The sequence below is a fragment of the Cysteiniphilum halobium genome, from assembly GCF_003574425.1.
Taxonomy (GTDB): domain Bacteria; phylum Pseudomonadota; class Gammaproteobacteria; order Francisellales; family Francisellaceae; genus Caedibacter; species Caedibacter halobius.
Genome location: NZ_QLIU01000055.1, coordinates 1 through 26,903 on the forward strand (window position 1 = coordinate 1; position 26,903 = coordinate 26,903).

Consider the following 26,903-nt stretch of genomic DNA (forward strand, 5'->3'; position numbering starts at 1 on the left):
AGTTAGTGTCCTGTAGTGTGCTTATTTTGATTATAAAATACAAAAAACAAAACAACGGCCACACGATCTTTTCTTAGATGAAATAACTCTTTAATAGAGGCCTCCATCGTGTAGTATTGGTTTTCTTCAAATATCCCCTGATGATGATAATTAATCTCTGAGGCAAGGTGTAAATTATTTTTAAAATTAATTCCTAGTTGATTGATTGTACGCATGACAAAAAGTAAGCCAATGCGTTGATAATAAAGCATGGGATAATTCAATGACGATTGTAGATAATATAAATCTGACCATTGTTTTTTATCTTTTGATGAGAAGCTAAACTTACCAGTAACTATATTGGTTTTACTATCTGACATAATTAAATGATGTACTCTGAAGACACTGCGAAATGCGAGTAAATAATATCGAATTTTATAGATAAAATGCGATTTGTTTACTTCAAGTTGTTTTCTTTCCATTTAGATACCTCTTGCCCTAATATGGTGTGGCTTATTTTGCTAAGTTTAGCTTGGTATATAAGCCGTTACTGATTACTTAGGTGCTGAGAATGCATCGGGCTTGTCAGAGCCTTCACCAAACAAAAATTTCTCCATTTCAGTCATTAAGAATTTTTTGGCTTCAGATTCTAATAAATTAAGACGATACTCATTGATTAAAATTGTCTGGTGATCAAGCCATTTGCTCCAAACTTCTTGTGAAATAGATTGGACAATGCGTTGCCCAAGTTCACCTGGAATTGGTGCGTATTGCATCGCTGTGCCTTGTTGTTTCAGCTTTTCACAAAAAATATCGGTCATAATTTACCTCTTTTTCTTTTTAGTTTATCTTGCAAGAGTTTAATAGGAAACGCAGTTATTACCGCGAAATGTGGTGTTAACAATTTTCTTGGTTTTATTATCAAAGACGATCCATGTTGTGCAGGCTAATGAATAAGTTTGACCACCAATAATTGCACCAGGGGTGGAGATTACGGTGGTATTGTTGCCATTTTGTACGGTGGTAATATTCGTTGGCATTTGTGTAATGGGGGTGCTTACGATTTGGCGATCACTATAAATATAAGCCGTTTGGTTGTTAGCGAGCTTTAATGTTTTATTTGGGTATCCCCACATCTGCACAAAATGATCAATCGATTGACCATGCCATTGATCTAAAATAGCACGATATTTTGCCGTAGTTGCACAAGCTGTTATGATAAGGCTTGATATGATTAAGATAATTGCCTTAGATAAATGGTGTGTGTTTTTTAATGTCATTTCATCGCTCCGGCTAGTTATCAACATTATTGTTCTTCTTGAGAAAGCCTAACTTTTTCATATAAATAGTCAATAATGAGATAGCAGCAGGTGTAATTCCTTGAATGCGTGATGCTTCCCCTAAACGCGATGGGCGCTGAGTCATAAGTTTTTGACGTACTTCATTGGAGAGTCCTGAGACTTTTGTATAATCAAAGTCGTGAGGAATTTGCGCATTTTCAAGGGCTTGGTTGGCGATAATTTCTTCATTTTGACGCGCAATATATCCAGCATATTTAGCGGAAATCTCAATCTGCTCAACTGCTTGCGTGTGATCGATAAACGCACCAAGCTCTGCAATATCTGCAAGGCTTTGATAGTCAACTTCAGGGCGTTTTAATAAATCAAATAGGCTGCTTTCTTTACTTATGGCTTTACCAAGTAGAGACTCTAATCTATCTGCTTTGGCGCTCTTTGGAGCAATCCAGGTTGATTTTAAGCGTAAAGTCTCACTTACGATCAAAGCTGATTTCGTCAGATATTTATCTTTGTCTTTATTGTTTAATAGCCCTAACTCAATAGCTTTGGGGCAAAGACGCGCATCGGCATTGTCTTCTCTTAAAATCAAGCGATATTCGGCACGTGAGGTAAACATGCGATAAGGCTCTTGTGTACCTTTGGTAATTAAATCATCGATTAATACCCCGATATAGGCTTCATTACGCTTAGGTGACCAAGTGGGTTTGTCTTGCACTTTGCGTGCTGCATTTAAACCGGCGATAAGGCCTTGAGCACCTGCTTCTTCATAACCCGTTGTGCCGTTGATTTGTCCGGCAAAGAATAGATTTTCAACGTGCTTGGTTTCTAAGCTTGGGTATAAACCACGCGGATCAAAGAAATCATATTCAATTGCGTAACCAGGACGCGTGATGTAGGCATTTTCAAAGCCTTCAATGCTGCGAATAAACTGAAGTTGCACATCAAATGGCAAAGAGGTTGACATCCCATTAGGATAAAGTTCAATACTATCCAATCCCTCAGGTTCAACAAATATCTGATGACGGTCTTTATCGGCAAAGCGTACGATTTTATCTTCAATTGATGGGCAATAGCGTGGTCCAATGCCATCAATCATGCCGCCATACATCGCTGAACGATCAAGGTTCTTAAGAATAATCTCATGGGTTTTAAGATTAGTGTAGGTGATATGGCACGGTACTTGTCGTGGATGATCATGTGTTTCAGTGAAGAATGAAAAGCATGGTGTTGGATCATCACCAGGTTGGACACCCATCGCAGCAAAGTTAACTGTGCGCTTATCAATACGCGGAGGTGTTCCTGTTTTTAAGCGCGCCACCTCAAAAGGAAGTGCACGGAGTTTCTGTGCTAAAGCATTAGCTGGTTGGTCACCTGCGCGACCTCCTTGATAATTGTTAAAACCAATATGAATTTTACCCGCTAAAAAGGTACCGACAGTCAAAACAACTGTTTTGGCGCGAAAACTTAGCCCCATTTGCGTAACAACACCAATGACACGATCATTCTCAATCAAAAGATCATCAACACCTTGTTGGAAAATCGATAAGTTCTCTTGGTTCTCTAGTGCGTGGCGTACAGCAATTTTGTAAAGTGTGCGATCGGCTTGCGCACGTGTTGCACGTACTGCAGGTCCTTTTCTGGCATTAAGCGTGCGAAATTGAATCCCAGCTTTATCAATCGCCTTTGCCATAATGCCACCTAAGGCGTCGATTTCTTTAACTAAATGACCTTTACCAATACCACCAATAGCAGGATTGCAAGACATCTGTCCTAATGTGTCGATATTATGTGTTAAGAGTAGGGTGTTTGCTCCCATGCGTGCAGCCGCAGCTGCTGCCTCTGTTCCAGCATGTCCGCCGCCAACAACAATAACATCAAAATCTTGAGGATAAAACATCATAATAATAGATCTACTTGTTAATTTATGGTTATTATAACTAGTTTAGTTCATTTAAAACCGATTAATTAGGCTGCAAAATTTAATTAATTTTACTGATGCGCATCATATAAAAAAAACAAGGGTATGTCCATGAACTTTGATTTCTATCCCGTTTTTCTAAATTGCAGGATGTGATGGGGGGAAAAGCTATTTCCAACGATACTTAGTCTTCTGGCAGAGGATGTTAAGCGCAAATCATTTATTGACACTTAAACCGCTTTATCCGTTGAGCTTACGATTGAGGAGGTTTAAGCAGTCTTTGCTGATGTTTTTGAATTGTGACAATAATATCTTGATATACATTGGATTGATAATGTTTGTCATTATTCAGTGTATCTGCTAACACAATCGCCTTATCTACAATCGTATTAAGCATTGGTTCTAGGATGTTTGATAGCGTAAATACTTGTTTAAAACCAATCGCTTCTGCTAATTGCAGAAAGTGTCTTAGATAAACTTCCTGAAATTTATATTTACTGGCAATTTTCATTGCCATTTTTGCCTTGAGTGATTTGTCGTAAATTGTCGTACTCAACAAATCATAACGCGGCGCCAGTATCATGCCGCTTTGATGATATAAAATGGAGAAGTTTTTGCCATGCGCATCACCATTGCCAATAAGGAAATTAAAAACAACCGTTTTAAATAGCTCAATCTTATCTTGTGTGCGCATTTTCCCTTTTTTAATTTGTATATCAAGCAGTTTAAAACAATCAATCAATGAGGGACCGCCTTCGTTCTCATATTTGATTTCTGGCGGAATATGTAAAGCCTGACAAAAATCCTCTTGATGTAGACGATGAATTTGTCCTTTTACAATCACTCGATCATAGCGCTCAACAATATAGTAAGGTGTACTCTCAAGCCATAAAATATCAGCGTTTGCAGCATTCAATCCGCAGGATTTAGCAAGTTTCATGCAAAATAGCTCATTGAAAACAGTGTCGGTTAATCCGTGGATTGTTGGCTTAATAATGTGACTGGAGGGAGCGTTTTCAAGCGGTATAGCTAGCTGGTTATTGGCAAAAGCAATAACAAGCTTATCCTGTGCTCCTGCCTGAGATAGTTTGATGCCGTCATCACCCGCTAGAAGGGGGTGTTTATGTAGAGTCTTTAGAATATCATTGGCATCATGATCATTAAGAATTTTATATTGATACTCTGAGTCTGTTTCAGGGGGATAGAATGATACAGAACCAGCACACTCTCCACCGATAGCCTTGAGTAATCCAAAAGTATTCTTAGGTGAAATATGTAAGTGCTTAGCTAAGCGAGATCGTAACGGCTCATCAGGAAGTAAGCCAGAGAAATAAGCTAAGGTAAGCTCATGACCAAATGCTTCATTTTGTAACGGTAGTGACATTGACAAAGGAGGATTGTTATTGTCAGAAGTATATGCTGGTAAATAGCTGAAGCTCAATTTTCCATCACTTAAAGAGATGGTTCCAATACAGATGCTATTGAAGTAAACGGTTAAGGTTTCAACTGCCATAGTCACATCCACTCACAATGCAGATCTAGTGCAATGCCAATGGCTCCAAGCAGGTGGATGACCTTTCCAATTTCTGCAGTTTCTTTACCATTTTCAATGTCACTAATAAAGCGGATGCCAACACCGCTAATACCTGAAAGATCTGATTGAGTAAACTTTTGTGCTTTCCGTGCTTTGCGAATAATATCACCAATATCTTGGGTGTTGATTATATTAACTCTCATTTATCAAGTTTCCTTTTATTCCCGATCAGGCATAATTTTAGGCAAGCTTGGTATGTGTTGTCAATATTTTCCCTGGCGGGAATGTTTTATAGATGCTCTAAGCGTTGGCTGAGCATTAGTCGAAGCCATAAATTTTGATACCTCCTGTGACTTCGCTCGGGGAAAGGTTGATATTGCCAACCCCAAGAAGCGGGTTAGATCAGTTCAGCTTGCTAGGGCAAAATTGCTTGATCATTTGGGTAACTCCTAATTTGACTTGTTTCATGTGATTTAATACTGCTAGTCGATTTTGAAAATGAAGATTTTGCTGAATTTAATGTGATAGACGAATTCCATGTAAAAAACTCAGGTAATATTCTATCAAGGGATATTATTAAGGGTAGTGGTGACACGCCTTATCTATGCGCAAGTGCTGAAAATAACTCGGTTAGTTCATATATATCTTATGATGAGAAGTATCTTGATAAAGGAAACTGTGTTTTTATCGGAGGAAAAACATTTGTTGTAACTTATCAAGAAAAAGATTTTTATTCAAATGATAGCCATAATTTGATTTTGCATTTTAAACATGAAGAGAAAAGAACACGCTTGAATCAACTATATTTAGCTACATGTATTCATAAAAGTTTGAAGCATAAATATTCTTGGGGTGATAGTATCAGCAATCGAAAGATTCAAAAAGATAAAGTTTCACTACCCGTGAAAAACCATCAACCTGATTATTCCAGAATGGAAACATTTATATCTGCTATTCAAAAGCTCGTTATAAAAGATCTTGTTTTATACATGGATAGAAAAATAGCAGCATATAAAGAAATCATTTTAGCTAAGCAACGACATACTGCATCTCGAAAATCAAAAGAGGTCTGTGACTCCTCTGAGGTTTAAGTCGATTCAATTCGGATCCCTTGTAAGCTGGTAAAAAAGCTTGAATATAAAGGGGGTTATGATTAGGATGTCTAGCAGATTGTGGGTTTAATTAAAGTAACCTCTTTAATGCGCTCCTATAGTAATAATCTTTAAGTTAAGAAATTAATATGACAGAACAAAAACATACGCTGGTGGCGACGCACCTTGGCAAAGCATATCGCTCACGTTGGGTTGTGGCTGATGTTTCTATGGAGGTAAGTACTGGTGAAATCGTTGGGCTCTTAGGGCCAAACGGCGCGGGTAAAACAACCTCATTTTATATGATTGTAGGTCTGGTGCGTCCTAATCGTGGTACGGTTTTTTTGGATGGTCAGGACATTACTAAGCTTCCGATTCACTGGCGTGCACGCCAAGGTATTGGCTATTTACCACAAGAGGCTTCTGTCTTTAGGAAGTTAAGTGTTGAGAAAAATATCATGGCGATCTTGGAGACTAGAAAAGAACTTTCCAAAGAACAGCGCCAAGATGAGCTAGAGTCTTTATTAGATGAGTTTAGTATTCAGCATATTCGTAATAGTTTAGGGATGAGTTTATCAGGCGGTGAACGCCGTCGTGTTGAAATTGCACGCGCTTTGGCAATGTCGCCACGCTTTATTTTATTGGATGAACCATTTGCCGGTGTCGATCCGATCTCAGTGATTGATATTAAGAAGATTATTACCCACTTAAAAAACCGTGGCATTGGTGTGTTGATTACTGATCACAATGTGCGTGAAACCTTGGATATTTGCGAGCGTGCCTATATTGTTAATGCGGGCAAGATGATTGCCTCAGGCAAGCCACGTGAAATTCTAAGTAATGAACAAGTGCGTAAGGTCTATCTTGGTGAACAATTTAGAATGTAAGTCATATGAGTTTATGTAAATGGAAGTAAATTAATGCACTATTCCGTATTGCTTGATGAATCTATTGCTGCACTGGCGATTAAAGCTGATGGTGTTTATGTTGATGGCACCTTTGGGCGTGGCGGACACTCGCATGCGATTTTAGCAAAGTTAACAACGGGTAAGTTAATTGCTTTTGATCGAGATCTTGAGGCAATTGATTATGCTAAGGTGCAGTTTAAAGCTGATATTGACAAGGGTAGGCTCATCCTTGTACATGCAGCATTTTCAACAATGGCTAAAGTGCTAAGTGAGCTTGAATTTGCTGGGAAAGTTGATGGAGTGTTGTTAGATTTGGGTGTTTCATCACCGCAGTTAGATATTGCTAAGCGTGGTTTTAGCTTTATGAAAGATGGTCCTTTGGACATGCGTATGGATCAGACAACAGGGATGTCTGCTAAGGAAGTTCTGATAAGCTATGATGTTGAAGATTTAGCACGTATTTTCCGTGAATATGGCGAAGAAAGACATGCTTGGCGCATCGCGCAAGCGATAAAAGAATCCCTCAAGAGAGGTGAGGGTTTGGATCGTACCTTACAGCTTGCCAAATTGATTGAAAAAACGATTGGTAACAAAGAGAAGAAACATCCGGCGACGCGATGTTTTCAAGCACTTAGGATTTGTGTAAACCAAGAGCTTGATGAAGTTACTATAACGCTTAGTGCTGCTTTTGAAATGCTTAGGCTATCAGGACGTTTGGTAGTGATTAGCTTTCATTCATTAGAAGATAGGATTGTTAAACAATTTATGACCAAGCTCATTAAAGGTGAGGATAAAAAATTGCCACGCGGTATACCAATCCTAGAAGAGTTTATCCCTCAGGCGAAGTGGTGTGTCAAGCAAGGTAAAGCATCTTTTAAAGAGCTTGAAGAAAACGTGCGCTCACGTAGTGCTATATTACGTGCTGTGGAGAAATTATGATATGACTCGGGCTGAAGTGCGCAGCAAACTTTTTACATCGTTTATCAAAAGTACCTTTAATGCGCGCGTATTGGCGGCTTTTTTGTTGTGTATTGTGCTTATTATCTCAGCGTTTATGGTAGTGGTCGTAAAATATCATTACAAAGTGGCTTTGGATAAAGAGCAGAAACTAATGTATCAGCAAGAGGATTTACGCGATCAATGGACACAAATTTTGATTGAGCATAGTACCTTAGCATCTCCTTCGCATGTTGAGGAAGTGGCTAAGAAAAATGATATGCGCCTACCAAGTATTAAAGAAACAAAAGTGATTCAAAGTAATGCGTAAGATCAAACTAAGTTGGCGTTATTATTTTATTCTATTAATCATCGTTTGTGTGTTGGGTTTGCTGATCTATAAGCTTGCTCATATGCAAACAGTGGAATATACCAAACTGAAAAAAGAAGGAGATAATCGCTCAGAGCGTACCTTAACGACAACCGCTTATCGCGGTATGATCAGTGATCGCAATGGTAATCCATTAGCGATTAGCACACCAGTTGATTCGATTTGGGTGAATCCATTTTATGTTACAAGTGATGATCCAGACTTGCATAAAATTCTTAATATATTAGCGTTAGATAAAGCACAGCAACAGGCAGTTCTTGCACGCATTAAGGCGCGAGAAGGGCGCCATGGCTTTGTTTATCTAAAGCGTCAGGTTTCACCATTTATCGCACAGAAGATCAAAATGCTAGATGTGAAAGGGGTCAAAATCGAGCGTGAGTTTAAGCGCTTTTATCCCGATGCTGAAGTTATGGCACATGTTGTTGGTTTTACCAATATTGACGATCAAGGACAGGAAGGCGTTGAGTTAGAATATGATAAATATCTCACAGGTAAAGACGGTACGCGCTCAATTCACAAGGATTTAAGAGGTGGTGTTGCACGTAAAAACGATGATGATAAAGAAGTACAGCATGGGCATGATATTAGTCTAAGTATCGATCGCAAGTTACAGCACATCACTTACAAATATATAAAAGAAGGTGTGATTAATAATCATGCGGAGGCGGGTTCTGCTGTGGTGATTGATGTCAAAACCGGTGAGGTTTTGGCAATGGTAAATTACCCTTCGTATAATCCCAATAATATGCAAGATGCAACTCCTGAAAAGCGTCGTAATCGAGTGATTACGGATGTTTATGAACCAGGTTCTGTGATGAAACCATTTGCTGCTATTGCGGGCATGGAGTCAGGAGAATATGATGTTGATACGATTGTCGACACTTCTCCTGGGTTTTACAAGTTAAATGGGCGCACCGTAAGAGATTTTCGCAATTATGGTGAAATGGATTTGCGTCACATCTTAATGAAGTCATCAAACGTTGGTATTTCACGTATTATCCTATCGATTGATGCAAATGCCTTGGCCGATACATTACGTAAATTTGGTTTTGGACAAGTCACCAAAATAGGTTTCCCAGGTGAGCGTTCAGGTTATGTTCCAAGCCCGCGCAAGTGGGGTGAATTTCCATTGGCAACCTTATCATTTGGCTATGGTATGAATGCAACAGCTTTGCAAATTGCCACAGCCTATAGTGCGATTGCTAATGGTGGTAAGTTAATTCCACCGACTTTGCTGAAACGCAATAAACAAGAAGATATTGAAGCTTATCAGATCATCAATAGAGAAATTGCGGAAAAAGTGGTTGATATGTTAACCTCTGTGGTTGAAGGTTTGGGAGGAACTGCTTCTAAGGCGCGCGTGCCGCGTTATCATGTGGCAGGTAAAACTGGAACGGTGCGTAAAGCGATTGCTGGGGGATATGCATCTGACAGCTATATGGCCACATTTGTTGGTATTGCCCCATCATCAAATCCAGAGATTGTGACTGTGGTGGTGATAGACGACCCTAAAGGAGAAGCCTACGGCGGAGGTTCGGCAGCAGCTCCTATTTTTGCGCAAATTACGGAACATATTTTAAGAGTAATGGGTGTTCCTGCGGATAAACTTAAGAAAACTTAATGTTTTGTAAAATTCATTCAAAACTGCTAATTAGTATTTGGTTTTTAATGTTTTGCTTGTTATATTTCGCGTAGATTATTTCAAGGGGCTGCAAAATGTGCTCTAGAAAAACCAAAAATTAAAAAAATAGAAAAACTAAAAAGTAGTTGTGGAGGAAATGGGCAATGATTGTAGGAATTCCTAAAGAGATCAAAAATCATGAATATCGTGTTGGGCTAACGCCGGGTAATGTCGCTGAATTTATTTATCATGGACATACCGTGCTTGTTGAGCATCATGCTGGGGATGCTATTGGCTTTACTAATGAAGATTATCTTGAAGTGGGTGCGAAAATCATTCAAACACCTGAAGAGATTTTTGCCAAAGCAGATATGATTATTAAGGTTAAAGAGCCACAACCTAATGAGTGTAAAATGTTACGTCAAGGTCAGTTGCTATTTACTTATTTGCATTTAGCACCAGATCCATTGCAAACACAGTTGCTTTTAGAGTCTAAATGTACGGCGATTGCCTATGAGATGGTAACCGATAGAAATGGACGTCTACCTTTGTTAACACCTATGAGTGAAGTTGCTGGGCGTTTGTCGGTGCAAGCAGGCGCACATTGCTTAGAAAAAGCTCAAGGTGGCAGTGGTGTACTGTTAGGTGGTGTTCCAGGTGTTAAGGCAGCTAAGGTTGTTGTGATTGGCGGTGGTACTGTTGGCTTAAATGCAATTCGTATGGCTATTGGCATGGAGGCGCAGGTGACTGTGCTTGATAAGTCTTTAGATCGTTTACGTGAATTGGATGATTATTTTGGACCTAAATTAAATTGCATATATGCCACAAAAGATAATTTGCAAAAATATGTACAAGAAGCTGATTTAGTGATCGGTGCCGTGTTAGTTCCAGGAGCTGCAGCACCTAAGCTTGTAACCAAAGAGATGATTAAATCCATGAAAAAAGGCTCGGTAGTAGTTGATGTTGCAATTGACCAAGGTGGCTGTTTTGAAACGTCTAAACCAACGACACATCAGAACCCTACTTATATGATTGATGGTGTAGTGCATTACTGTGTGGCCAATATGCCGGGAGCCGTTGCTAGAACCTCTACGGTGGCGTTAAACAATGCGACTTTACCATTTGCTTTAGAGCTGGCAAATAAGGGTTATCAAAAAGCTGTAACTGATAATATCCATCTTGAGCATGGACTTAGTGTGCATAATGGGATGCTAACTTCATTACCAGTTGCTGAAGCGCTTAATATTGCTTATGTTGCGCCAAAAGAAGCATTAGCTAAGACCTCTCAAGCAATCACGGCATAATCCCGTTATCTCAACGGTATGTGTTGTGATTTGAAAACCGCTTTTTTGTGCCAATACTTGTAAGGTTTTATCAATTGTTTCATGATGGAGTTCAGTTTTTTGACCGCAAGTATCACAGATGAAAAGCTGGCACATTTTCTTTTCGGGATGACAGCATAGACTGTAGCGATTACTAGTATAGAGCTTGTGAATAAGCTCCGATTGCTGTAAAAAATCCAAAACGCGATAAATCGACATAATATTATAGTGTTTGTTATTTGATTGTGCTTTGTTGATCAGAGCAAGTAACTCATACGCACTAATCGGTGATGGCTGCTCAATAAAAATAGTGATAACTTCTTTGCGCAAGCGCGTGAGTTTGACTTTTTGCTTGAGACAAAAGCTTTCAATTTTGGCTAAAGAAGCTAATGCATTTTCGGTTGAATTCATGATTATCTCACCATTAAATTTTTGGTTAGACCAATACCATAAACTGCACAGATAATCATAGTGATACAAAAACTTGCCGGTAAATTAGCGTAAAATGCAAGACATAATGCACCCCAAACACTGCCAAGGGAGATGATAATGCTAAGCAGCATGCCCTGATAGAAACCATCGCTCCATTGAAATGCGCAGGCGGCAGGCCCGATGAGTAATGCAAATACCAATAGCACACCAACAATTTGGCATGCCATGGTTACGGTTAATGCCAAGATGATGAAAAAGATGATCGATAAGAGCTTGTTGGGGATGTTTTTAGCGCGTGCAAGTAATGGGTCAATGGATGTGAAAAATAGTGCTCTTGAGATAAATATGAGTATGGCAATGATAATCAATGCCATGATAATAAGGGTGATGATTTGCTCAAATGATACGGTGAGGATATTGCCAAATAAGATTGACATAATGGAACCTGAGTAACCCGTTTGATAGAGATACAGGAAATAAGCGCCAAGCCCTAAGAAAAAGGTTAATACAATACCAATTGCAAGATCATTTTTTTTAATTTTATCTCCCATGGCTCCCATGATGCTTGCGGCAATAATATTAGCAATCAATTGTCCATTCATAGCTGAGATGCCGATTAATACGGCTCCGGCTGCACCTGTAAGGCTAATATGTCCTAATCCGTGAGCGGCAAATGCCGCTTTGCGCAGGACGACAAAGAAGCTCACGATTCCGCAGATGATTGCAATTAATGTGCCTGCGATAAAGGCGCTTTGCATAAAGCTATAAGATAACACTGCGATCCTCCTTTAAGCATGGCAGTTTTTGGCAAAGATGTACGTGTTGGTTTTTAAAGTGAATAAAATTATCTAGCTCATGTGCAATCTCATGCATGTCATGTGAGATGATCAAGAGTGTTATGTTTTGCTTAGCATGAATACTTTTAAGTGCTTGGATAAAGTCCTGTTTTGCCTGAGGGTCAAGATCCGATAAAGGTTCATCAAGCAGTAATAATTTAGGGTTGTTAATCAGTGCTTGTGCAAGATAAATACGTTTTTTCTGACCGCCTGAAAGTGTCTCAAAAGGCTTACGCGCATAGTTTAAAGCGCCTACTAGCTGTAAAATATTATATGCTTTTTGTTGGACATCTTTACCAAAAGCAGGTAGTCCAAGTCTGTTGGCATTAAAGCTTGATTTGATCAATGTTAAGGCGGAGGTGTTTGGGCTAAGGTTAAGCTCGCGTTCTTGTGGGATATAACTAATTAGTTGGTTGTTTTTCCCTGGTGCTTGTAAGAAGAGTGTTAAACTTCCAGCAATAGGTGTTTCAAAGCCTAAAATAGTTTTTAGAAAAGTTGACTTACCCGTACCATTTTCACCGACAATCCCTAACCATTGGTTTTGATCAATGCTTAAATTAAAAGGATTGCACAGTGGAAATTGTGGTGTGTGTCCAATAACAAGATTATTACATTGAATGATTGCTGTATCGTGCATATTATTTATTGCGAGAGATTTGTCAAAGTATTGTCTTCTTTACTTGTCGTTGTATCACTTGGCTTTGACAGGGTATTCATCTCTTTAGGTGTGACTTTTACAGTAGATTTTTTAGCACTGCTGTGCTTAGTTGCAGTTGCTTGTTCTAGTGCTTTTTGTGTGTCGTTAAGATCAGCTTTAAGCCAAGTGATAACATTATCATTTTGTGGCATGGTTTCACTGACTCCTACATAAGGAATCTTATTCTTTTTGGCGAGGTTTAAAATGCTTTCAGTGACATTGTCGTGTACCTGTTGATTATAAAAAAGCACTTTGACAATGCGTTGTTTAAATAGGTTTTGGTAATCAGCTAGCATTTTTGGTGAGGCTTCAGCATCGTTCATCACTGTCCATTGGAATTTTTGTCCTAGCATTGTCAGTCCTAATGCATCAGCCATATAGCCAAAGACGGGTTCTGTTGCTGTAACCTTGGTGCCAGCAAAGCGTGCTTTGATATCATTAATTTGACTATAAACGGTTTGATAGCGTTTATCAAAAGTTTGATAATTTAATTCAAAAGTCTTTTTATGTTCAGGTTCGATTTGACTGAAAACTTCAGTAAGTTTTTTAGCAAGAGTAGGGAAAGTTTTAGGGTTGTACCACAGATGTGGATTATCACCATTTTTGGCATCCATTAGTGTGGCAACATTAATAATAGCAACTTTATTATTGCTCGATTGTGCATTTAATAACTGTTTCATCCATGGGTCATAGTCGACACCATTATAAATAATGACTTGTGCATCATTAATCGCCACAGCAGTATTCGCGGAGGTGGTAAATAAATGCGGATCGGCATCAGGGTTGTTGATGATGCTATTAGTTTTAACATAATCTCCACCAATTAAGCTTGCGACATTAGCATAAAAGTTTTCAGCAGCCACAACTTTGATATCAGCATATGAACTGCTGATAAGTGTAAGAAAACCTGTAGCAGTTAATATGATTCGTTTGCTATTTCTGTAGAGGGTAGGCATAAAATCGTTCCTTAAGATCATAAATGTTTCATTGTTAACGTTATCCTAAAAACGTTATAATATATCATTTTTTATTTTTCGCAATGCTTAAATTTAAGTACCTAAACAATAGTTTATCGATATGGGAACTGTCGGTTTTTATGACTTTTATGGGGTATGATCATATTCCTGCCCACTTTGGATTGTGTAAGCGTTGGCTAAGCGTAAGTCGAAGCCTCTATGAGAGTGTGATTTTTCCAAGTTTACCCACTTTGACTGATGCTCAGTGCATCGCTTCGACTTACGCTCAGGGTACGGTGAGCACTTGTGGATGAATATTTAGTCTTAGCCTTTTTATGGTTAATGGACTGGTTGCATTTGAGTATCTTTACTGCTAGATTCACGATTAAAGCAGATGTAAGGGAGTGTGTTTGATGTTAATGGAAAATCAATCACAATTTATTATCTATTAGCAACATAAAGACTTCATGCAGCAATTGGATCAATTGGCGTATGCTTCTGTTTAGCGTTCCACAGATCATAGGCTAATTGTAGATTTAACCAAAATTCAGCTTCCATATTAAAAGCTTCAGCAAATGCCTTTATAAACATTGGGCTGAACGAGAAATTAGGGGAAGATATGATGGTTATTTAGTGATTTAGATTTACAAGACACTATGCTTGATTCCACGGTGTTAGAGCACATGCCTGTTTAGCTGGTTATGAAAAAGTGGTAACGATGCTTAAGCACTTGGTAGGAGTAAAGGTGGTTTTACAACCAAGGTGCATGCTCTCGTAGATGCGCAAGAAATTCTGCAAAATACTTTGCGATGGTGTAGAAGAGATCATTCATTTGTGCTAAAATCCGCCTCGCATTTTGTCAGTGATATCTCTTTGCAATCACTTTTGCTGTAAGTTATTGGCTTAATGTCTATGTAAACAACAAGAAACCACACGTCGCTCGACACGCTTTTAGGGTGCCTTTCTAAAGGGTTTAAAAGTGGGAGTGATGGCGGAATAACCCATTAATTGGAGAAAATATGTCTTTAATGAAAGAAATGCTACAAGCAGGTGTTCACTACGGTCACCAAAAAAGATTCTGGAACCCAAAAATGAGCGAGTTCATTTTTGGTGTTAACCACGGTATTCATATTGTAAACTTAGAAAAGACAGTTCCTTTGTTTCAGGATGCTGTTAATTTCGTAAGTAAAGCGGCGTCTAAAAACGGTAAGATTTTGTTCGTTGGTACGAAACGTCAAGCGCAAGAAATCGTTGCTGAAGAAGCATCACGTTGTGGTATGCCATACGTTAACCATCGCTGGTTGGGTGGTATGTTGACAAATTATAAAACGATTCGTCAATCAATCAAGCGCTTACGTGATCTTGAAAAAATGCAAGAAGATGGTACTTTTGAGCGTATGACTAAAAAAGAAGCGCTACGAAATTCGCGTGAAATCGAGAAGCTAGAAAAGGCACTAGGCGGCATTAAAGAAATGGGTGGTTTGCCAGATGTTTTAGTCATTATCGATAGTAAAGAGGAGCATATTGCAATTGAAGAAGCTAAGCGTTTAGGTATTCCTGTTGTTGCTGTTGTCGATAGTAACTCAAGTCCTGATGATATTGACTATGTAATCCCAGGCAATGATGATGCAGTTAAAGCCATTCGTTTTTATCTTAGCCGATTTGCTGATGCTATTATCGATGCAAAACAAGCATCCCACATCGCAGAAGAAAAAACAGCAGATGTTTCTGAAGAAGAAGCTTAATTATCAAGTTTATATTTAAAGTACTAAATAAGAAGGAATCTAATCAATGGCTACTATTAGCGCACAATTAGTAAAAGAACTTCGTGAGCGCACTGGTGCGGGCATGATGGAGTGCAAAAAAGCATTGACACAAACCGATGGTGACATCGAAAAAGCAGTTGAAGAGATGCGTAAATCAGGTGCAGCAAAAGCAGACAAAAAAGCATCACGTGTTGCCGCAGAAGGCGTTATCGTGATGTCACAATCCGCAAACAAAGCTGTGATCGTTGAGATTAACTCTGAGACTGACTTCGTTGCACGTGATGAGAACTTTAAGAAGTTTGCTGATGCAGTAGTTACTGCAGTTGCTAGCTCAAATGCGAACACACTTGAAGAAGTTCTTGCCTTAACTTTAGCAAGTGGCGAGAGTATCGAAGAAGCACGTAAGAATTTAATTGCTAAAATTGGTGAGAACATCAATGTGCGTCGCGTTAATGCACTTCAAGGCGAAACAGTTGGTATTTATAGCCATGGTGGTCGTATTGGTGTAATCGTTGCGATGAATGGTGGTGATGAAACGTTGGCAAAGGATGTTGCAATGCATATTGCTGCGTCAAACCCAATCGTTGTATCACAAGATCAAGTACCAGAAGATATCGTTGCTAAAGAAAAAGAAATCTTTATCGCTCAAGCCCGTGAAAGTGGTAAACCTGATGATATTATCGAGAAGATGATCACAGGTCGTATTCGTAAGTTCTTAGATGAACAAAGCTTGGTTGGTCAGCCGTTTGTTAAGAACCCAGATCAAAAAGTGTCCGATTTGCTGAAAGCAAACAATGCATCAGTAACTGGATTTATTCGTTTTGGTGTGGGTGAAGGCATTGAAAAAGAAGAGACTGACTTCGCAGCTGAAGTGATGAGCCAAGTTCAAGGAGCATAATTTATATGTCACATCTGACACTTAAGCGTGTTTTAATCAAATTAAGTGGCGAGTCGCTATCTACAGATGGGTTTGGTATCCAAGTATCAGCGGTTCAAGGCATTGTAAATGATATAAAAGAAGCATTAAGTTCAGGTGTACAATTGGCGATAGTCATCGGCGGAGGCAATATCCTAAGGGGTGGGCGTGCTGATTTTCAAAACTGTATTGAAAGAAGTACTGCTGATACCATGGGTATGCTTGCGACGATGATTAATGCATTGGCATTGTCAGATATATTAACGCATGCGGGTATTGATAATGAAATATTATCCTCGCGTGGAATCGATGGCGTATTAGAGTGTACTAATCCAAAACGAGCTAAACGCTATTTGAATGAAGGCAAAGTGGTTATTTTTGCAGGTGGCACTGGGAACCCCTTTGTGACAACCGATACAACGGCAACACTTCGCGCCATCGAAATTGATGCAGATGCTATCTTAAAGGTAACAACTGTTGATGGTGTCTATGATAAAGATCCCAATAAGCATAGTGATGCTGTTAAATTTGAAACCTTGAGTTTTAATGAAACACTTAAGCGTGAATTGGCAGTCATGGATTTGAGCGCGTTTGTACAAGCACGCGATTTCAATGTCCCTATTTGTATATTTAATGTAAATAATTCAGGCGCGCTGTTGCGTGTGTTACAAGGTAAAGCGGAAGGCACCTGGGTTAGAGACTAGGAGAAAATCATTATGATTAAAGAGATTTTAGCAGATGCTAAAGGCCGTATGGAAAAAAGCTTAGAAAGTTTACGTCATGATTTAGCAAAGATTAGAACAGGGCGTGCTCATCCTGATTTATTAGCGCATGTGATGATTGATTACTATGGAATTGACACACCGATTGCTCAGGCGGCTAATATTACTGTGTTAGATGCACGCACATTAGGAATTACCCCATGGGAAAAGGGGTTAGCTTCAAAAATAGAAAAAGCAATTTTAATGTCTGATCTAGGGCTTAATCCGGCGAATTTGGGTGATAGTTTACGTATTCCAATGCCAGCATTAAATGAAGAGCGTCGTAAAGAGATGGTTAAGTTGGTGCGTGGTGAAGCGGAAAAAGGGCGTGTAGCAATTCGCAATATTCGTCGTGATGCCAATTCTGATATTAAAGACTTATTAAAAGAAAAAGAAATCTCTGAAGATGAAGCAAAAAAAGCAGAAGAAAGCATTCAGAAACTGACTAATGATATGATTGCAAAAGCGGATGTTATCGTTCAAGAAAAAGAACAAGATCTAATGGAAATTTAGCGCTTTATGCCAAATCATAACATGCCCAAGCATGTTGCAATTATCATGGATGGTAATGGGCGTTGGGCGAAAAAACGACTCTTCCCACGAACTGCTGGGCATAAAGCAGCGATTAAAAGTGTGCGTTCTGCTATTGAGTTTGCCGTTGAGAAAAATATCCAAATATTAACGCTTTTTGCTTTTGGGCGTGAGAATTGGTTGCGTCCACAAGAAGAAATTGACACGCTAATGACGCTTTTTTCAGAAGTACTTGTTAATGAAGTAGCCATGATGCAGGATAATAATGTGCGATTGCATGTTGTCGGTGATCGTAGTCGATTACATGATGAGGTAGTTAAAAATATCAGTAATGCTGAGAAAGAGACAGTTGACTGTACAGGGCTGCAATTGAATGTTGCGATTGATTATAGTGGTCAATGGGAAGTGCTAAATGCCGCCAAAAAACTATTACACAAACTGCAAAGTGGTATATTTAAAGTTGATCAGATTAATCAAATCAATGAAGAAGACTTTGCAGCGTGTTTAATTGAAGAAATTCAAATGCCAGTCGATTTATTAATTCGTACCAGTGGTGAGAAGCGGATTAGTAACTTTATGATTTGGCAGTTGTCATATGCTGAGTTATACTTTTGTGACAAGTATTGGCCTGATTTCTCAAAAAAAGATTTTAAGCTGGCGTTAGATGAGTATCAAAAGCGCACAAGACGCTTTGGCAAAACGGATGAGCAGATAAAGGGGAACGTGTGAAGGAAAGAATCATTACCGGTGTTATTTTAGGCCTTATTGTGTTATGGGCGATTTTTCGCTTAAGTGATACGATTTTTGATATAGCAGTGGCAATTATTTTATTATTTGCTGCATGGGAGTGGGCAGCATTCGCTAATGCAAGAACGCTACCAAAGCGTCTTTTATATATTGTGATCACACTTGTATTAATTTATGTGTCGCAATATTTTCGGTTACCTGTACTTATCTTATCTTGTATTTTTTGGCTGTTCGCGATTTACTTAATACTGCGTTACCCTAGTGTACGTTTTAATGTATTAGCCAATGGTTCACGTTATATCATGGGTTTTTTTGTGATAGTGCCGTTGTGGGTTTCAGTATCGCTTTTACATCAACAAAAGCCATCATTTTTATTATTGATGATGTTAGTGGTAACCCTTGCCGATAGTGGAGCCTATTTTGTTGGACGTCAGTATGGTAAGAAAAAGTTAGTCCCTGTTATCAGTCCAAAGAAAACCATAGAGGGCTTGGTCGGTGGCGTAATATTTGGTGGGCTTGCAGGTGTTGTTTGTGCACTTATCATTAGTCATAGCCGCTATGAGCAAACCATTTTGATTATTCTATCTTTTGTTATTGTGTTAATTGCACTACTTGGTGATCTTTTTGAAAGTATGATTAAGCGTGAATGTGGCGTCAAGGACAGTGGCAACATTTTACCTGGGCATGGTGGTGTTTTAGACCGTATGGATAGTTTGTTTTCAAGCTTGCCGGTGTTTGTTTTAGTCTTATGGGCATTTGGATTACTGGCTATATAAAGAATTATAAGTTATAGATTGAGTCTAATAGCATTTCTCTGCTCTTATTTTTAGATCAAAATATATTAAACTGGACGTGGAATATTTTACAAAGAAGCCATTATATTTCAATATAAGGTGTATGATACGATAGTAATGATTGATATTCATTACTATTAACCCAATCTATAGGATCAAGGTCTACCAATTTAATATTTAAAGCTAAGGCTACATTAGCGGCCATGCTGATTCCTAATGGAGATTCCATCATGCAGCCAACCATGCATGATTTATGGTAGCAATCTGCAAGTGTTTTAAGCCTAATGGCTTGATGAATTCCACCACACTTGGCTAATTTAATATTTATTACGTCACAGGCGTCATGGGTAAACAAATTAAGAGCATCATCTGTATTAAACACAGATTCATCTGCAGCTATAGGGAAAGGGGACATGTATGTAATTTTTTTCATGGAACTTATATCTCTCGCATGAACAGGTTGTTCAAGAAGCTCAATCTTAATCGACATTTTTTCAAGATATTTAATAAACTGTATAGTTTCTTTGTAGTTCCACCCCTGGTTAGCGTCGACTAATAATGAGATAGTCTTTCCCTTAAGGTGATTTTGAATTTGATAGGTGACCTCCATATCATGATTGATTTCAGTGCCAAGTTTAATTTTAAGTTTCTTGAAGCCTTTATTTATAGCTATTTCAACAGAAGATAAAACTTCTTGTATTTCCCCGCAAGAAATAGTGACACAAGATTCAAGCTTATTATTTGTTTTTTTTGCACCCAAGTAGCAAGCAATATTTTGATTGCTTAGTTTAGCTAATAAAGCATAGCATGCCGTATCTATTGCCATTTTGGCACCACTGTTGAAAGGAACTATGCGATTAATCATGGCAATAAACTCTGGTAAGTCTTCAAGTGTTCTACCAATTAAAATGGGTTTATAATAGGATTCAATAATAGCCTGCATACCAGTTAATGTTTCCCCTATGACAAGAGTGGTTGCTGGTGCGGTACCTGAGGCTATTAAGCCATTGTCACAAATTAGATCCACGTGTAAATCATTAATATAATCTGTAGATCTAACTGCTGTAACGAAGGTTCGATTGAGTTTAATTTGGCTAACATGACATTGGATGTCTTTTATTTTTATAGTCATCTTTATGCCTCAACCTTGCGATTAATATATTTCCTTAATAACCAGGTTAATACTCCTGCTATAAAAATAATAATGCCACTAATTAAAAAAACATTGGCATATTGATGATTTATGTTCAATTGAGAGGTGCTATGGGTTGTATTTAATGTTGTGAGATACGCAATGTATCCAGTGATTAGAGCGGAAAAACCTTGCATTACATTCCAAATTCCCATAAAAGCACCCTCTTTACCAATAGGCGCAAGTTTACCTGACATCGCAATACCTGTTGGGATGACAAGTAACTCTCCTATGACAAAGAGAATAAATATAGGCAATAAAATGATCATGGGTAATTTAGATGTGCCAACGGCAAACAAGGCAACTGATAAGCAAATATAACCAACGGCAGGTAAGATAACACCCATAGATAGTTTTGAAGCAATACCCACATTCTTTTTTCTTTTCCAAAGGTAACTTAAAAAATATCCTAAAATAATACAAAAAACTGGGTCTAATGAGGTGATGATGCTAGGAGGTAAACTCCATGATCCAATAGTTAAATCAATTGAATGATAGGCAAACTCAGGCAATAAACCAAATTCGGAGTTATATACGGTGATTCCTATAATTGCAATAATACAAAGTAACATATAGGCTTGTATTTTTTGCCTATCATTTTTATATTTAGGCTGTATAGTCAAAGAGAATAGGTAAATGAAGGCTAGTATAGCTAATATCCACATAACAATATTATCAAGTATTACAAACTTTGTTAGGATAAACGAAATAATAATTAAGCTAATAACAATAATATATAAAGGAAATATTTGGCTTGTTGGTGTTGGTGTTTTACTAGAAACTAAAACGATGTCTTTATCCTTTATGATGAGGAGATATAAACTAATCAAAGCACCAATACCAAAAATTAAGTACATTGCTGAGTAGCCAATTATATCAGCAACAATCCCGCTTAACGAAAATGCAATTAAGAAGCCAATATTAAAGATTACATAAAATAAGATTGAGCCACTTTCTCTTTGCTGGCTATGCTTATTGTATATGAGTCCAACCATTGACCATATAGCAGGCATTGCTAAAGCATTACCAGACAAACAAAAAGCGATTGCAATATATAGCATAAACTTCATGTTTAGTGCAAGTAGGATAAATCCAATAATCAATGTTACTAAACCAATTTTTGCTGATTGTTTAAAGCCAAAGCGGTCACAAAGGATACCGCCTGCCAAAGGCAGAACAAAAGTTAGTGTGCCAAAAGCTGCAAAAAATGCATAGGCTTTTTGTTCACTCATTATAATAGTGTGGCTATGTATACTGTAAAGTAGTAAGTTTGCAAATAAGACCCCATAGCTGACGGCATATGCCGCATAAATTAATGATAACCACCATAATCCTTTGGGGTGTTTTGTCAATTTAACATGACTCATATTTTGTACCACAATGAAAGAAGGTTTTTTGAAGATAAGGTATAATGTTGCTTTTGTAAAGCAGCAATTTTTGATTCAGTTATTAGAGTCTACCTTTGCATGTTTTTATATGCAAAGGTAATGTTGTAAAGGTGTTTATTGAGTTAGTAATAGGGTTAATCGTGCCAAATATGCTGCTTCATCAGGTGGGGTGTGATTTTTTTGCGCACTCCAGATAGACTCTGCCAAATGATCCATCATCATGTGTTGCACTTTATGTTCATCACGCTGTTGCTGACAAAGTTGTTGATAAACTTTATTGATACCATTAGGGCGGTCAGTGACTAGCTGTTCAATTAATCCCATGTGTAGTCCCATATGCAAAAAGGGATTAGTTTCACCCATTTCAGGTGGGAAATCCTTGTCTAGGTTATCCAAGTTAGAGAGATAGTGATGATATTCAGGGTGGTGCTCTATAATGCGCGTGATTTGCGTTTCCAGGTCAGTTAATTGTTGTTTGGTTAAATACTTATGCCAACTGTTAAAGTATAGTTTTCTAAGTTCTAAACGATCGGAGCTAAAAATCATAAATAGGCTTCTTTTTGTTTAAACTCACATAATTCATAAATAGGGCATATTCCGCATTTTGGCTTTTTAGCAGTACAGATATAGCGACCATGTAAAATAAGCCAATGATGGGCATCTTTCAGAAATTTTTTGGGAATAACCTTAAGTAAATGCGCCTCCACTTCATCAACATTTTTGCCAGGTGCGAGATTAATGCGATTAGCAATACGAAAAATATGCGTATCTACTGCCATGGTCAGCTCGCCAAAAGCTGTGTTTAATACAACATTTGCCGTTTTGCGTCCAACGCCAGGTAACGCCTCTAATGATTTGCGATCACGTGGCACAAGACTATTATGCTTTTCAATCAATAGCTGACAGGTTTTGATAACATTTTTGGCTTTTGTTTTATATAAACCGATTGATTGAATATATGCCATAAGGCGATCTTCGCCCAGTGCTAATATTGCCTCAGGGGTATTAGCGATAGGATAGAGTTTGTCAGTTGCCTTATTAACACTAACATCTGTTGCTTGTGCTGATAGGATGACGGCAATCAGAAGCTCAAAGTCTGAGTTATAATTTAACTCAGTGGTTGGATTAGGGTTATTGCGCTGCCATATTTCAAAAATTTTTTGACGCTTTGCTTTATTCATGAGTGTCAATTAATCCATTTTTTTCTTGGCCTTGAAGCTTGCCAAGGCCTGCTCAATATAGGCTTTTTTGTCGATATTCATATTGCTTAGGCGAATATTTTGCTGATGTTTTTGGACTTCACTTTCTTTTTGCTGTTTAAGACGTATCGCACGTTTATTATGTCTATTACGGTAATGCGTTTTTTGTGCTTCATATTGTGTGTTATCTAGCGCTTGAGGTTGTGCCTCTAAGGGTAGCTCACGCATTTCAATACAATCCATGGGACACGGTTCAACACATAAATCGCATCCCGTGCATTCCTCATTAATCACAGTATGCATCAATTTTTTTGCACCCATAATCGCATCCACAGGACAAGCTAAGATACACTTTTTGCAGCCAATGCATAGGTCTTCATTAATCCAGGCAACTCTCTTTGGCCCATGCGTGCCACACGTCTTATCAAGGGCTAACTTTTCTCTTTGTAGCAATTTAGCCAATGCATCGGCACCTTGTTGTCCGCCTGGCGGGCAGCGATTATGTTTCTCGCCATTGGTGATGGCTTTGGCATAATCATAGCAGTCCTGATAGCCGCATTTAGTACATTGGGTTTGTGGTAAAAGCGCATCGATGGCGTCAATGGATACGATCATGAAGTATTAAGCTATTTTGTTCAACTGATAAGTTTGGCATTGTAGCACAAATCATGGTTTTTGTAATAAGCAAGCAGAAACTGAGCCCTGTTTGGTTTGCTTTAATCTAGTGAAGTGTGATAACGACATTGGTGGATTTTTCGTTGCGTATTCTACGTAAATTACGCAGTCATTGTTGATATTATCATTTTTGAGGATGTTAGAAAGTGACTGCTCCAAAAGCTCGCTATTAAATGGTGGATCAAGGAAAATGACTCGGTAGTTATCACAAGTTTTAAGATGAATTAAACCATTTGCTTGATAAATGGTTGCATTGTCTATAGCTAGCTTGTTTTTATTATTGTTTAAATGTTTTATTGCCTGAACATCAAGCTCAAAAAAATCGCAAAACTTTGCCAGACGTGATAAAGCTTCAAAACCAAGAGCTCCACTACCGGCGAAAGCATCAAGACAAGTTGCGTCAACAATATAAGGCATAAGCCAATTAAATAGTGTTTCACGCAAACGATCTGAGCTCGGACGAAGATTGGTGTTATTTGTGTCGCTAAACTCAATTTGACGTGATTTATATTTACCAGCAATAATGCGCACTTTGCTTAATGGTGCTTTATGATATTGTGTTTTAGAAAGATGACGCATAGCTTTATTCTCGCATTTTCCAGAATAAAAAGCCTAAGACAATCAAAAAGATTATGCTTGGGATCGCTGCACCCCAAAAGCCAGGGAGATTATAAACAAGGCTAAATGGTCCAAAAGTTTGGTTGATAATGTAGAAACTAAAGCCAAAGAGCATACCAATAATAAATTTATAACCCAAAGCTGATGAGCGCATGGATCCTAGAGAAAAGGGTACTGCAATCAGCATTAAGATGATTAAGGAGAGTGGTTGGAAAAATGTCTGCCAAAACTTAAGCCAGATACGATTAGCACTTTGCTGACCTTCTTTATTGACTTTGATATAGTCAATCAACTCACTTAAATTGAGATAATCGGTGTTGGAAGTAATAATTTTAAGTAAAAAGGGTGGTAATAGGTTATTCCAATACTGTTGTTTATCGTGGTAAACAATACTACTATCTTTACCAATTTGTGTGCTTGAGACATTATTTACTTGCCATTGTTTGTTGGTAAATAATGCAGTATCAGCATGATCAATTGCTGTTAACTGGTTATTATCGATTGTATATTTAGTGATATTGTTAAGTTTACCATCAGCATTATTTTTGCCAACATGGATAAAGGAGTTTCCTTCGCGAATCCATAAGCTTTGTGTGTCGTATAACACCAAGGCTTCATTACCTCCTGTGGCAATCGTTTTGCTGATGGTCGCATTTTTTTGGAAATATGGTGCGATGTAAGCACCGGTTAAAAATGTTAAAAATGCTAAACCGAAAGCTGCTAAAAGTACCCCTTTAGCAATTTGTGTGATCGATTGACCTGAGGCGCGCATGACAATCAACTCACTATTGTTTGCTAATAGACCAAGTCCCATTAAGCCACCTAGCAAAGCACATACGGGCATAATTAGATAAATGTTGGCAGGCACTTCATAAAGGACATACAAAAAGGCAGCTAGTGCAGTAAAGTTACCCTTACCAATATCGCCTGCTTGCGCAATATAGGTGAATAAAAAGAAAATGGCAGTTAATGCCAAAATCATAATAAAAGATGTGTACAAAACGGTTGATGCAACATATATAGTTAGGCGTTTCATACGTTGACCTCTTTGGGTTTATTTTCAAAGATACGTCCGTTGTATCGTTTGAGTAGAAAAAGCATAGCACCGGTAAATACAATATGTACCCACCAAAGCCCGAACCAGCTTGGTATATTGCCATCATTAAGCCATGATTTGGATAAAGACAATAAATTAAAGTAAATAATAAATACTAAAAGTGCGGGAATAATCTTGCTATAGCGACTTTGGCGTGGTCGCATTTTGCACATTGCCAGTGCAATAAGGGAGGATACGAGTATTGCCAGAGGAAAACTTAAGCGCCACTGTAGCTCAGCTTGATAGCGTGGCTTATTACTGTTGATAAGCGCTGAGGTTGGCACGGACTCTATTGAGTTGTTATAACCTACGCTAACTTTGGTTGGAATAAATTGTGTGGCTTCAGCAAAATGGCCTTTTTGGACTTCAGCAACACCTGGTCTGGCATCATAGAAATAGCCATTTTTAAGTACCAGATATTGATTGCCATCAGGTCTTGTTTCAGCATATCCAGTAGGGGCTGTAATAATCGTGCTGCCATTATTTGGCTTTTGTTGATAAATAAAAATATCATGCAAAGTACCATCAGGATCTGTGGACTTGGTATAAACGACTTGTTTGCCGTCGCTAAAGGGGGTGATTTTACCAGGCTGAATAAAACTCAAAAGCGAGCTTTTGGTTGTGGTCTTTTGCACTAGAAAGTAATTTTGATCCATTTTAGGTAGGACAAATAGTGTTAAAATAAGCTCTATTGCAAATAGGCTTAATGCTGGAATCATGATAAATTTCAATAGGCGAAACCAGCTCGTGCCACAGGCAAAAGTAACGGTAAGCTCATTGTTAGCAAACATTTTACCGTAAACGATCAAGATCGCGAAGAAAAAGGCAATCGGTAGTAAATAAGCGATGTATTTAGGCAGCATCACCGAGATCATTTTAAAAACGGCATCGGCTTCAATATTTCCACCAGAGACGATTGATAGGTAACGCACAAACATATTACTGATTACAATCAACAGTAGGATAAGAATAATCGCCATTGTCATATTCACAAGTTCGCGATTAAGATAACGTAATAAAATCAAAATTTACCCTCTATTCAATCCATATAAAACCAGTAGAAAGCTATGTTAATTTAGCTAACTGTTAAAATCTTAGCGTATTTTACACAAATATGTCAGAAAATCAGTGTTTTTGTCAGCTATTTTAAAGAAGTTGTATCTTGTTTATACCTAAGCATCTAGCGATTTAACTTTCATGATAAATGTTGGAGTGTATTTTAGGTTTTCTGTTAGAAATTTGGAGTTGATTCTGGTTTTTTGGTTTTTTATATTAACTTCTCACTCTGTACACGAAGAAAA

The 26,903-nt window shown here is 38.2% G+C and carries 30 protein-coding genes and 1 pseudogene; 13 read left to right on the top strand and 18 right to left on the bottom strand.

What is annotated here, in order from left to right:
• Window positions 1-2: 2 nt before the first annotated feature.
• The 6 genes from DNK85_RS09400 to DNK85_RS09425 form a co-directional block, all read right to left on the bottom strand.
• Window positions 3-359, bottom strand: coding sequence for a hypothetical protein (locus DNK85_RS09400; RefSeq protein WP_208123166.1), 357 nt, complete (start codon window positions 357-359; stop codon window positions 3-5).
• Window positions 360-533: 174 nt separating this feature from the next.
• Window positions 534-800, bottom strand: a complete 267-nt coding sequence (locus tag DNK85_RS09405) for an oxidative damage protection protein (RefSeq protein ID WP_119329318.1) — start codon at window positions 798-800, stop codon at window positions 534-536.
• 39 nt (window positions 801-839) lie between these two features.
• Entirely contained in the window at window positions 840-1,259 is a 420-nt protein-coding gene (locus tag DNK85_RS09410; protein WP_119329319.1) for a hypothetical protein, read from the bottom strand.
• A 13-nt stretch (window positions 1,260-1,272) separates the two neighbouring features.
• A complete protein-coding gene (gene mnmG, locus DNK85_RS09415; RefSeq protein ID WP_119329344.1) occupies window positions 1,273-3,174 on the bottom strand; it encodes a tRNA uridine-5-carboxymethylaminomethyl(34) synthesis enzyme MnmG in 1,902 nt (633 codons plus the stop codon).
• Between the two features lie 274 nt (window positions 3,175-3,448).
• On the bottom strand, window positions 3,449-4,708 hold the full coding sequence (locus tag DNK85_RS09420; protein WP_119329320.1) for a type II toxin-antitoxin system HipA family toxin: 1,260 nt from the start codon (window positions 4,706-4,708) through the stop codon (window positions 3,449-3,451).
• 2 nt (window positions 4,709-4,710) lie between these two features.
• The gene (locus tag DNK85_RS09425; RefSeq protein ID WP_119329321.1) at window positions 4,711-4,932 is read right to left on the bottom strand and encodes a helix-turn-helix transcriptional regulator; all 222 of its coding nucleotides are present in this window, start codon (window positions 4,930-4,932) and stop codon (window positions 4,711-4,713) included.
• Between the two features lie 276 nt (window positions 4,933-5,208).
• On the opposite strand from DNK85_RS09425, the gene DNK85_RS09430 reads away from it, so the two are divergent.
• The 6 genes from DNK85_RS09430 (at window position 5,209) to ald (ending at window position 10,980) form a co-directional block, all read left to right on the top strand.
• Window positions 5,209-5,820: a restriction endonuclease subunit S gene (locus tag DNK85_RS09430; protein WP_268876846.1), complete on the top strand. Its 612-nt coding sequence runs from the start codon at window positions 5,209-5,211 to the stop codon at window positions 5,818-5,820.
• A 149-nt stretch (window positions 5,821-5,969) separates the two neighbouring features.
• Window positions 5,970-6,707, top strand: coding sequence for an LPS export ABC transporter ATP-binding protein (gene lptB / locus DNK85_RS09435; protein ID WP_119329323.1), 738 nt, complete (start codon window positions 5,970-5,972; stop codon window positions 6,705-6,707).
• Window positions 6,708-6,740: 33 nt separating this feature from the next.
• The gene (gene rsmH, locus DNK85_RS09440; protein ID WP_119329324.1) at window positions 6,741-7,667 is read left to right on the top strand and encodes a 16S rRNA (cytosine(1402)-N(4))-methyltransferase RsmH; all 927 of its coding nucleotides are present in this window, start codon (window positions 6,741-6,743) and stop codon (window positions 7,665-7,667) included.
• Between the two features lies 1 nt (window position 7,668).
• Window positions 7,669-7,995 carry a cell division protein FtsL gene (gene ftsL / locus DNK85_RS09445; protein ID WP_119329325.1) on the top strand — a complete coding sequence of 109 codons (327 nt, stop codon included), beginning with the start codon at window positions 7,669-7,671 and terminating at the stop codon, window positions 7,993-7,995.
• The gene (locus DNK85_RS09450) at window positions 7,988-9,676 is read left to right on the top strand and encodes a peptidoglycan D,D-transpeptidase FtsI family protein (protein ID WP_235842421.1); all 1,689 of its coding nucleotides are present in this window, start codon (window positions 7,988-7,990) and stop codon (window positions 9,674-9,676) included. The genes ftsL and DNK85_RS09450 overlap by 8 nt, the downstream gene beginning before the upstream one ends.
• Window positions 9,677-9,840: 164 nt before the next feature.
• On the top strand, window positions 9,841-10,980 hold the full coding sequence (ald, locus tag DNK85_RS09455; protein WP_119329326.1) for an alanine dehydrogenase: 1,140 nt from the start codon (window positions 9,841-9,843) through the stop codon (window positions 10,978-10,980).
• On the opposite strand, the gene DNK85_RS09460 is transcribed toward ald, so the two are convergent.
• From DNK85_RS09460 to DNK85_RS09475, 4 genes are read right to left on the bottom strand one after another with little or no spacing between them, the layout of a single operon-like run.
• The gene (locus tag DNK85_RS09460) at window positions 10,948-11,409 is read right to left on the bottom strand and encodes a transcriptional repressor (RefSeq protein ID WP_119329327.1); all 462 of its coding nucleotides are present in this window, start codon (window positions 11,407-11,409) and stop codon (window positions 10,948-10,950) included. The genes ald and DNK85_RS09460 overlap by 33 nt on opposite strands.
• Before the next feature lie 2 nt (window positions 11,410-11,411).
• A complete protein-coding gene (locus DNK85_RS09465) occupies window positions 11,412-12,188 on the bottom strand; it encodes a metal ABC transporter permease (protein WP_119329346.1) in 777 nt (258 codons plus the stop codon).
• A 4-nt stretch (window positions 12,189-12,192) separates the two neighbouring features.
• The gene (locus DNK85_RS09470; RefSeq protein ID WP_162896658.1) at window positions 12,193-12,888 is read right to left on the bottom strand and encodes a metal ABC transporter ATP-binding protein; all 696 of its coding nucleotides are present in this window, start codon (window positions 12,886-12,888) and stop codon (window positions 12,193-12,195) included.
• A 20-nt stretch (window positions 12,889-12,908) separates the two neighbouring features.
• Complete coding sequence (locus tag DNK85_RS09475) at window positions 12,909-13,919, bottom strand: metal ABC transporter solute-binding protein, Zn/Mn family (RefSeq protein ID WP_162896656.1); 1,011 nt, start codon at window positions 13,917-13,919, stop codon at window positions 12,909-12,911.
• A gap of 632 nt (window positions 13,920-14,551) precedes the next feature.
• Between DNK85_RS09475 and DNK85_RS12410 the strand changes: the two are divergent.
• From DNK85_RS12410 to DNK85_RS09505, 7 genes and pseudogenes are all read left to right on the top strand, one after another.
• A pseudogene (locus DNK85_RS12410) lies at window positions 14,552-14,642 on the top strand (IS5/IS1182 family transposase); the annotation flags it as partial.
• A gap of 296 nt (window positions 14,643-14,938) precedes the next feature.
• Entirely contained in the window at window positions 14,939-15,664 is a 726-nt protein-coding gene (gene rpsB, locus DNK85_RS09480; protein ID WP_119329330.1) for a 30S ribosomal protein S2, read from the top strand.
• 46 nt (window positions 15,665-15,710) lie between these two features.
• Window positions 15,711-16,583, top strand: coding sequence for a translation elongation factor Ts (gene tsf, locus DNK85_RS09485; protein ID WP_119329331.1), 873 nt, complete (start codon window positions 15,711-15,713; stop codon window positions 16,581-16,583).
• 5 nt (window positions 16,584-16,588) lie between these two features.
• Window positions 16,589-17,305: a UMP kinase gene (gene pyrH / locus DNK85_RS09490; RefSeq protein ID WP_119329332.1), complete on the top strand. Its 717-nt coding sequence runs from the start codon at window positions 16,589-16,591 to the stop codon at window positions 17,303-17,305.
• A 12-nt stretch (window positions 17,306-17,317) separates the two neighbouring features.
• On the top strand, window positions 17,318-17,875 hold the full coding sequence (gene frr / locus DNK85_RS09495; protein ID WP_119329333.1) for a ribosome recycling factor: 558 nt from the start codon (window positions 17,318-17,320) through the stop codon (window positions 17,873-17,875).
• Window positions 17,876-17,881: 6 nt separating this feature from the next.
• Window positions 17,882-18,622: a polyprenyl diphosphate synthase gene (gene uppS, locus DNK85_RS09500; RefSeq protein WP_119329334.1), complete on the top strand. Its 741-nt coding sequence runs from the start codon at window positions 17,882-17,884 to the stop codon at window positions 18,620-18,622.
• Window positions 18,619-19,416 carry a phosphatidate cytidylyltransferase gene (locus tag DNK85_RS09505; protein ID WP_119329335.1) on the top strand — a complete coding sequence of 266 codons (798 nt, stop codon included), beginning with the start codon at window positions 18,619-18,621 and terminating at the stop codon, window positions 19,414-19,416. The genes uppS and DNK85_RS09505 overlap by 4 nt, the downstream gene beginning before the upstream one ends.
• Before the next feature lie 100 nt (window positions 19,417-19,516).
• On the opposite strand, the gene DNK85_RS09510 is transcribed toward DNK85_RS09505, so the two are convergent.
• The 8 genes from DNK85_RS09510 to lptF form a co-directional block, all read right to left on the bottom strand.
• A complete protein-coding gene (locus tag DNK85_RS09510) occupies window positions 19,517-20,566 on the bottom strand; it encodes a dipeptide epimerase (RefSeq protein ID WP_119329336.1) in 1,050 nt (349 codons plus the stop codon).
• A 2-nt stretch (window positions 20,567-20,568) separates the two neighbouring features.
• Window positions 20,569-21,993 carry an oligopeptide:H+ symporter gene (locus tag DNK85_RS09515; RefSeq protein ID WP_119329337.1) on the bottom strand — a complete coding sequence of 475 codons (1,425 nt, stop codon included), beginning with the start codon at window positions 21,991-21,993 and terminating at the stop codon, window positions 20,569-20,571.
• Between the two features lie 135 nt (window positions 21,994-22,128).
• Window positions 22,129-22,560 (bottom strand): DUF1841 family protein, encoded by a 432-nt coding sequence (locus DNK85_RS09520; RefSeq protein WP_119329338.1) that lies wholly within the window; start codon window positions 22,558-22,560, stop codon window positions 22,129-22,131.
• A complete protein-coding gene (nth, locus tag DNK85_RS09525) occupies window positions 22,557-23,195 on the bottom strand; it encodes an endonuclease III (protein WP_119329339.1) in 639 nt (212 codons plus the stop codon). The genes DNK85_RS09520 and nth overlap by 4 nt, the downstream gene beginning before the upstream one ends.
• Window positions 23,196-23,204: 9 nt before the next feature.
• Window positions 23,205-23,828: an RnfABCDGE type electron transport complex subunit B gene (locus DNK85_RS09530; RefSeq protein ID WP_119329340.1), complete on the bottom strand. Its 624-nt coding sequence runs from the start codon at window positions 23,826-23,828 to the stop codon at window positions 23,205-23,207.
• A gap of 51 nt (window positions 23,829-23,879) precedes the next feature.
• Entirely contained in the window at window positions 23,880-24,467 is a 588-nt protein-coding gene (rsmD, locus tag DNK85_RS09535) for a 16S rRNA (guanine(966)-N(2))-methyltransferase RsmD (RefSeq protein WP_119329341.1), read from the bottom strand.
• Between the two features lie 4 nt (window positions 24,468-24,471).
• Window positions 24,472-25,542 carry an LPS export ABC transporter permease LptG gene (gene lptG, locus DNK85_RS09540; protein WP_119329342.1) on the bottom strand — a complete coding sequence of 357 codons (1,071 nt, stop codon included), beginning with the start codon at window positions 25,540-25,542 and terminating at the stop codon, window positions 24,472-24,474.
• Entirely contained in the window at window positions 25,539-26,627 is a 1,089-nt protein-coding gene (gene lptF, locus DNK85_RS09545) for an LPS export ABC transporter permease LptF (protein ID WP_162896657.1), read from the bottom strand. Before lptF ends, lptG begins: the two co-directional genes overlap by 4 nt.
• Window positions 26,628-26,903: the final 276 nt, after the last annotated feature.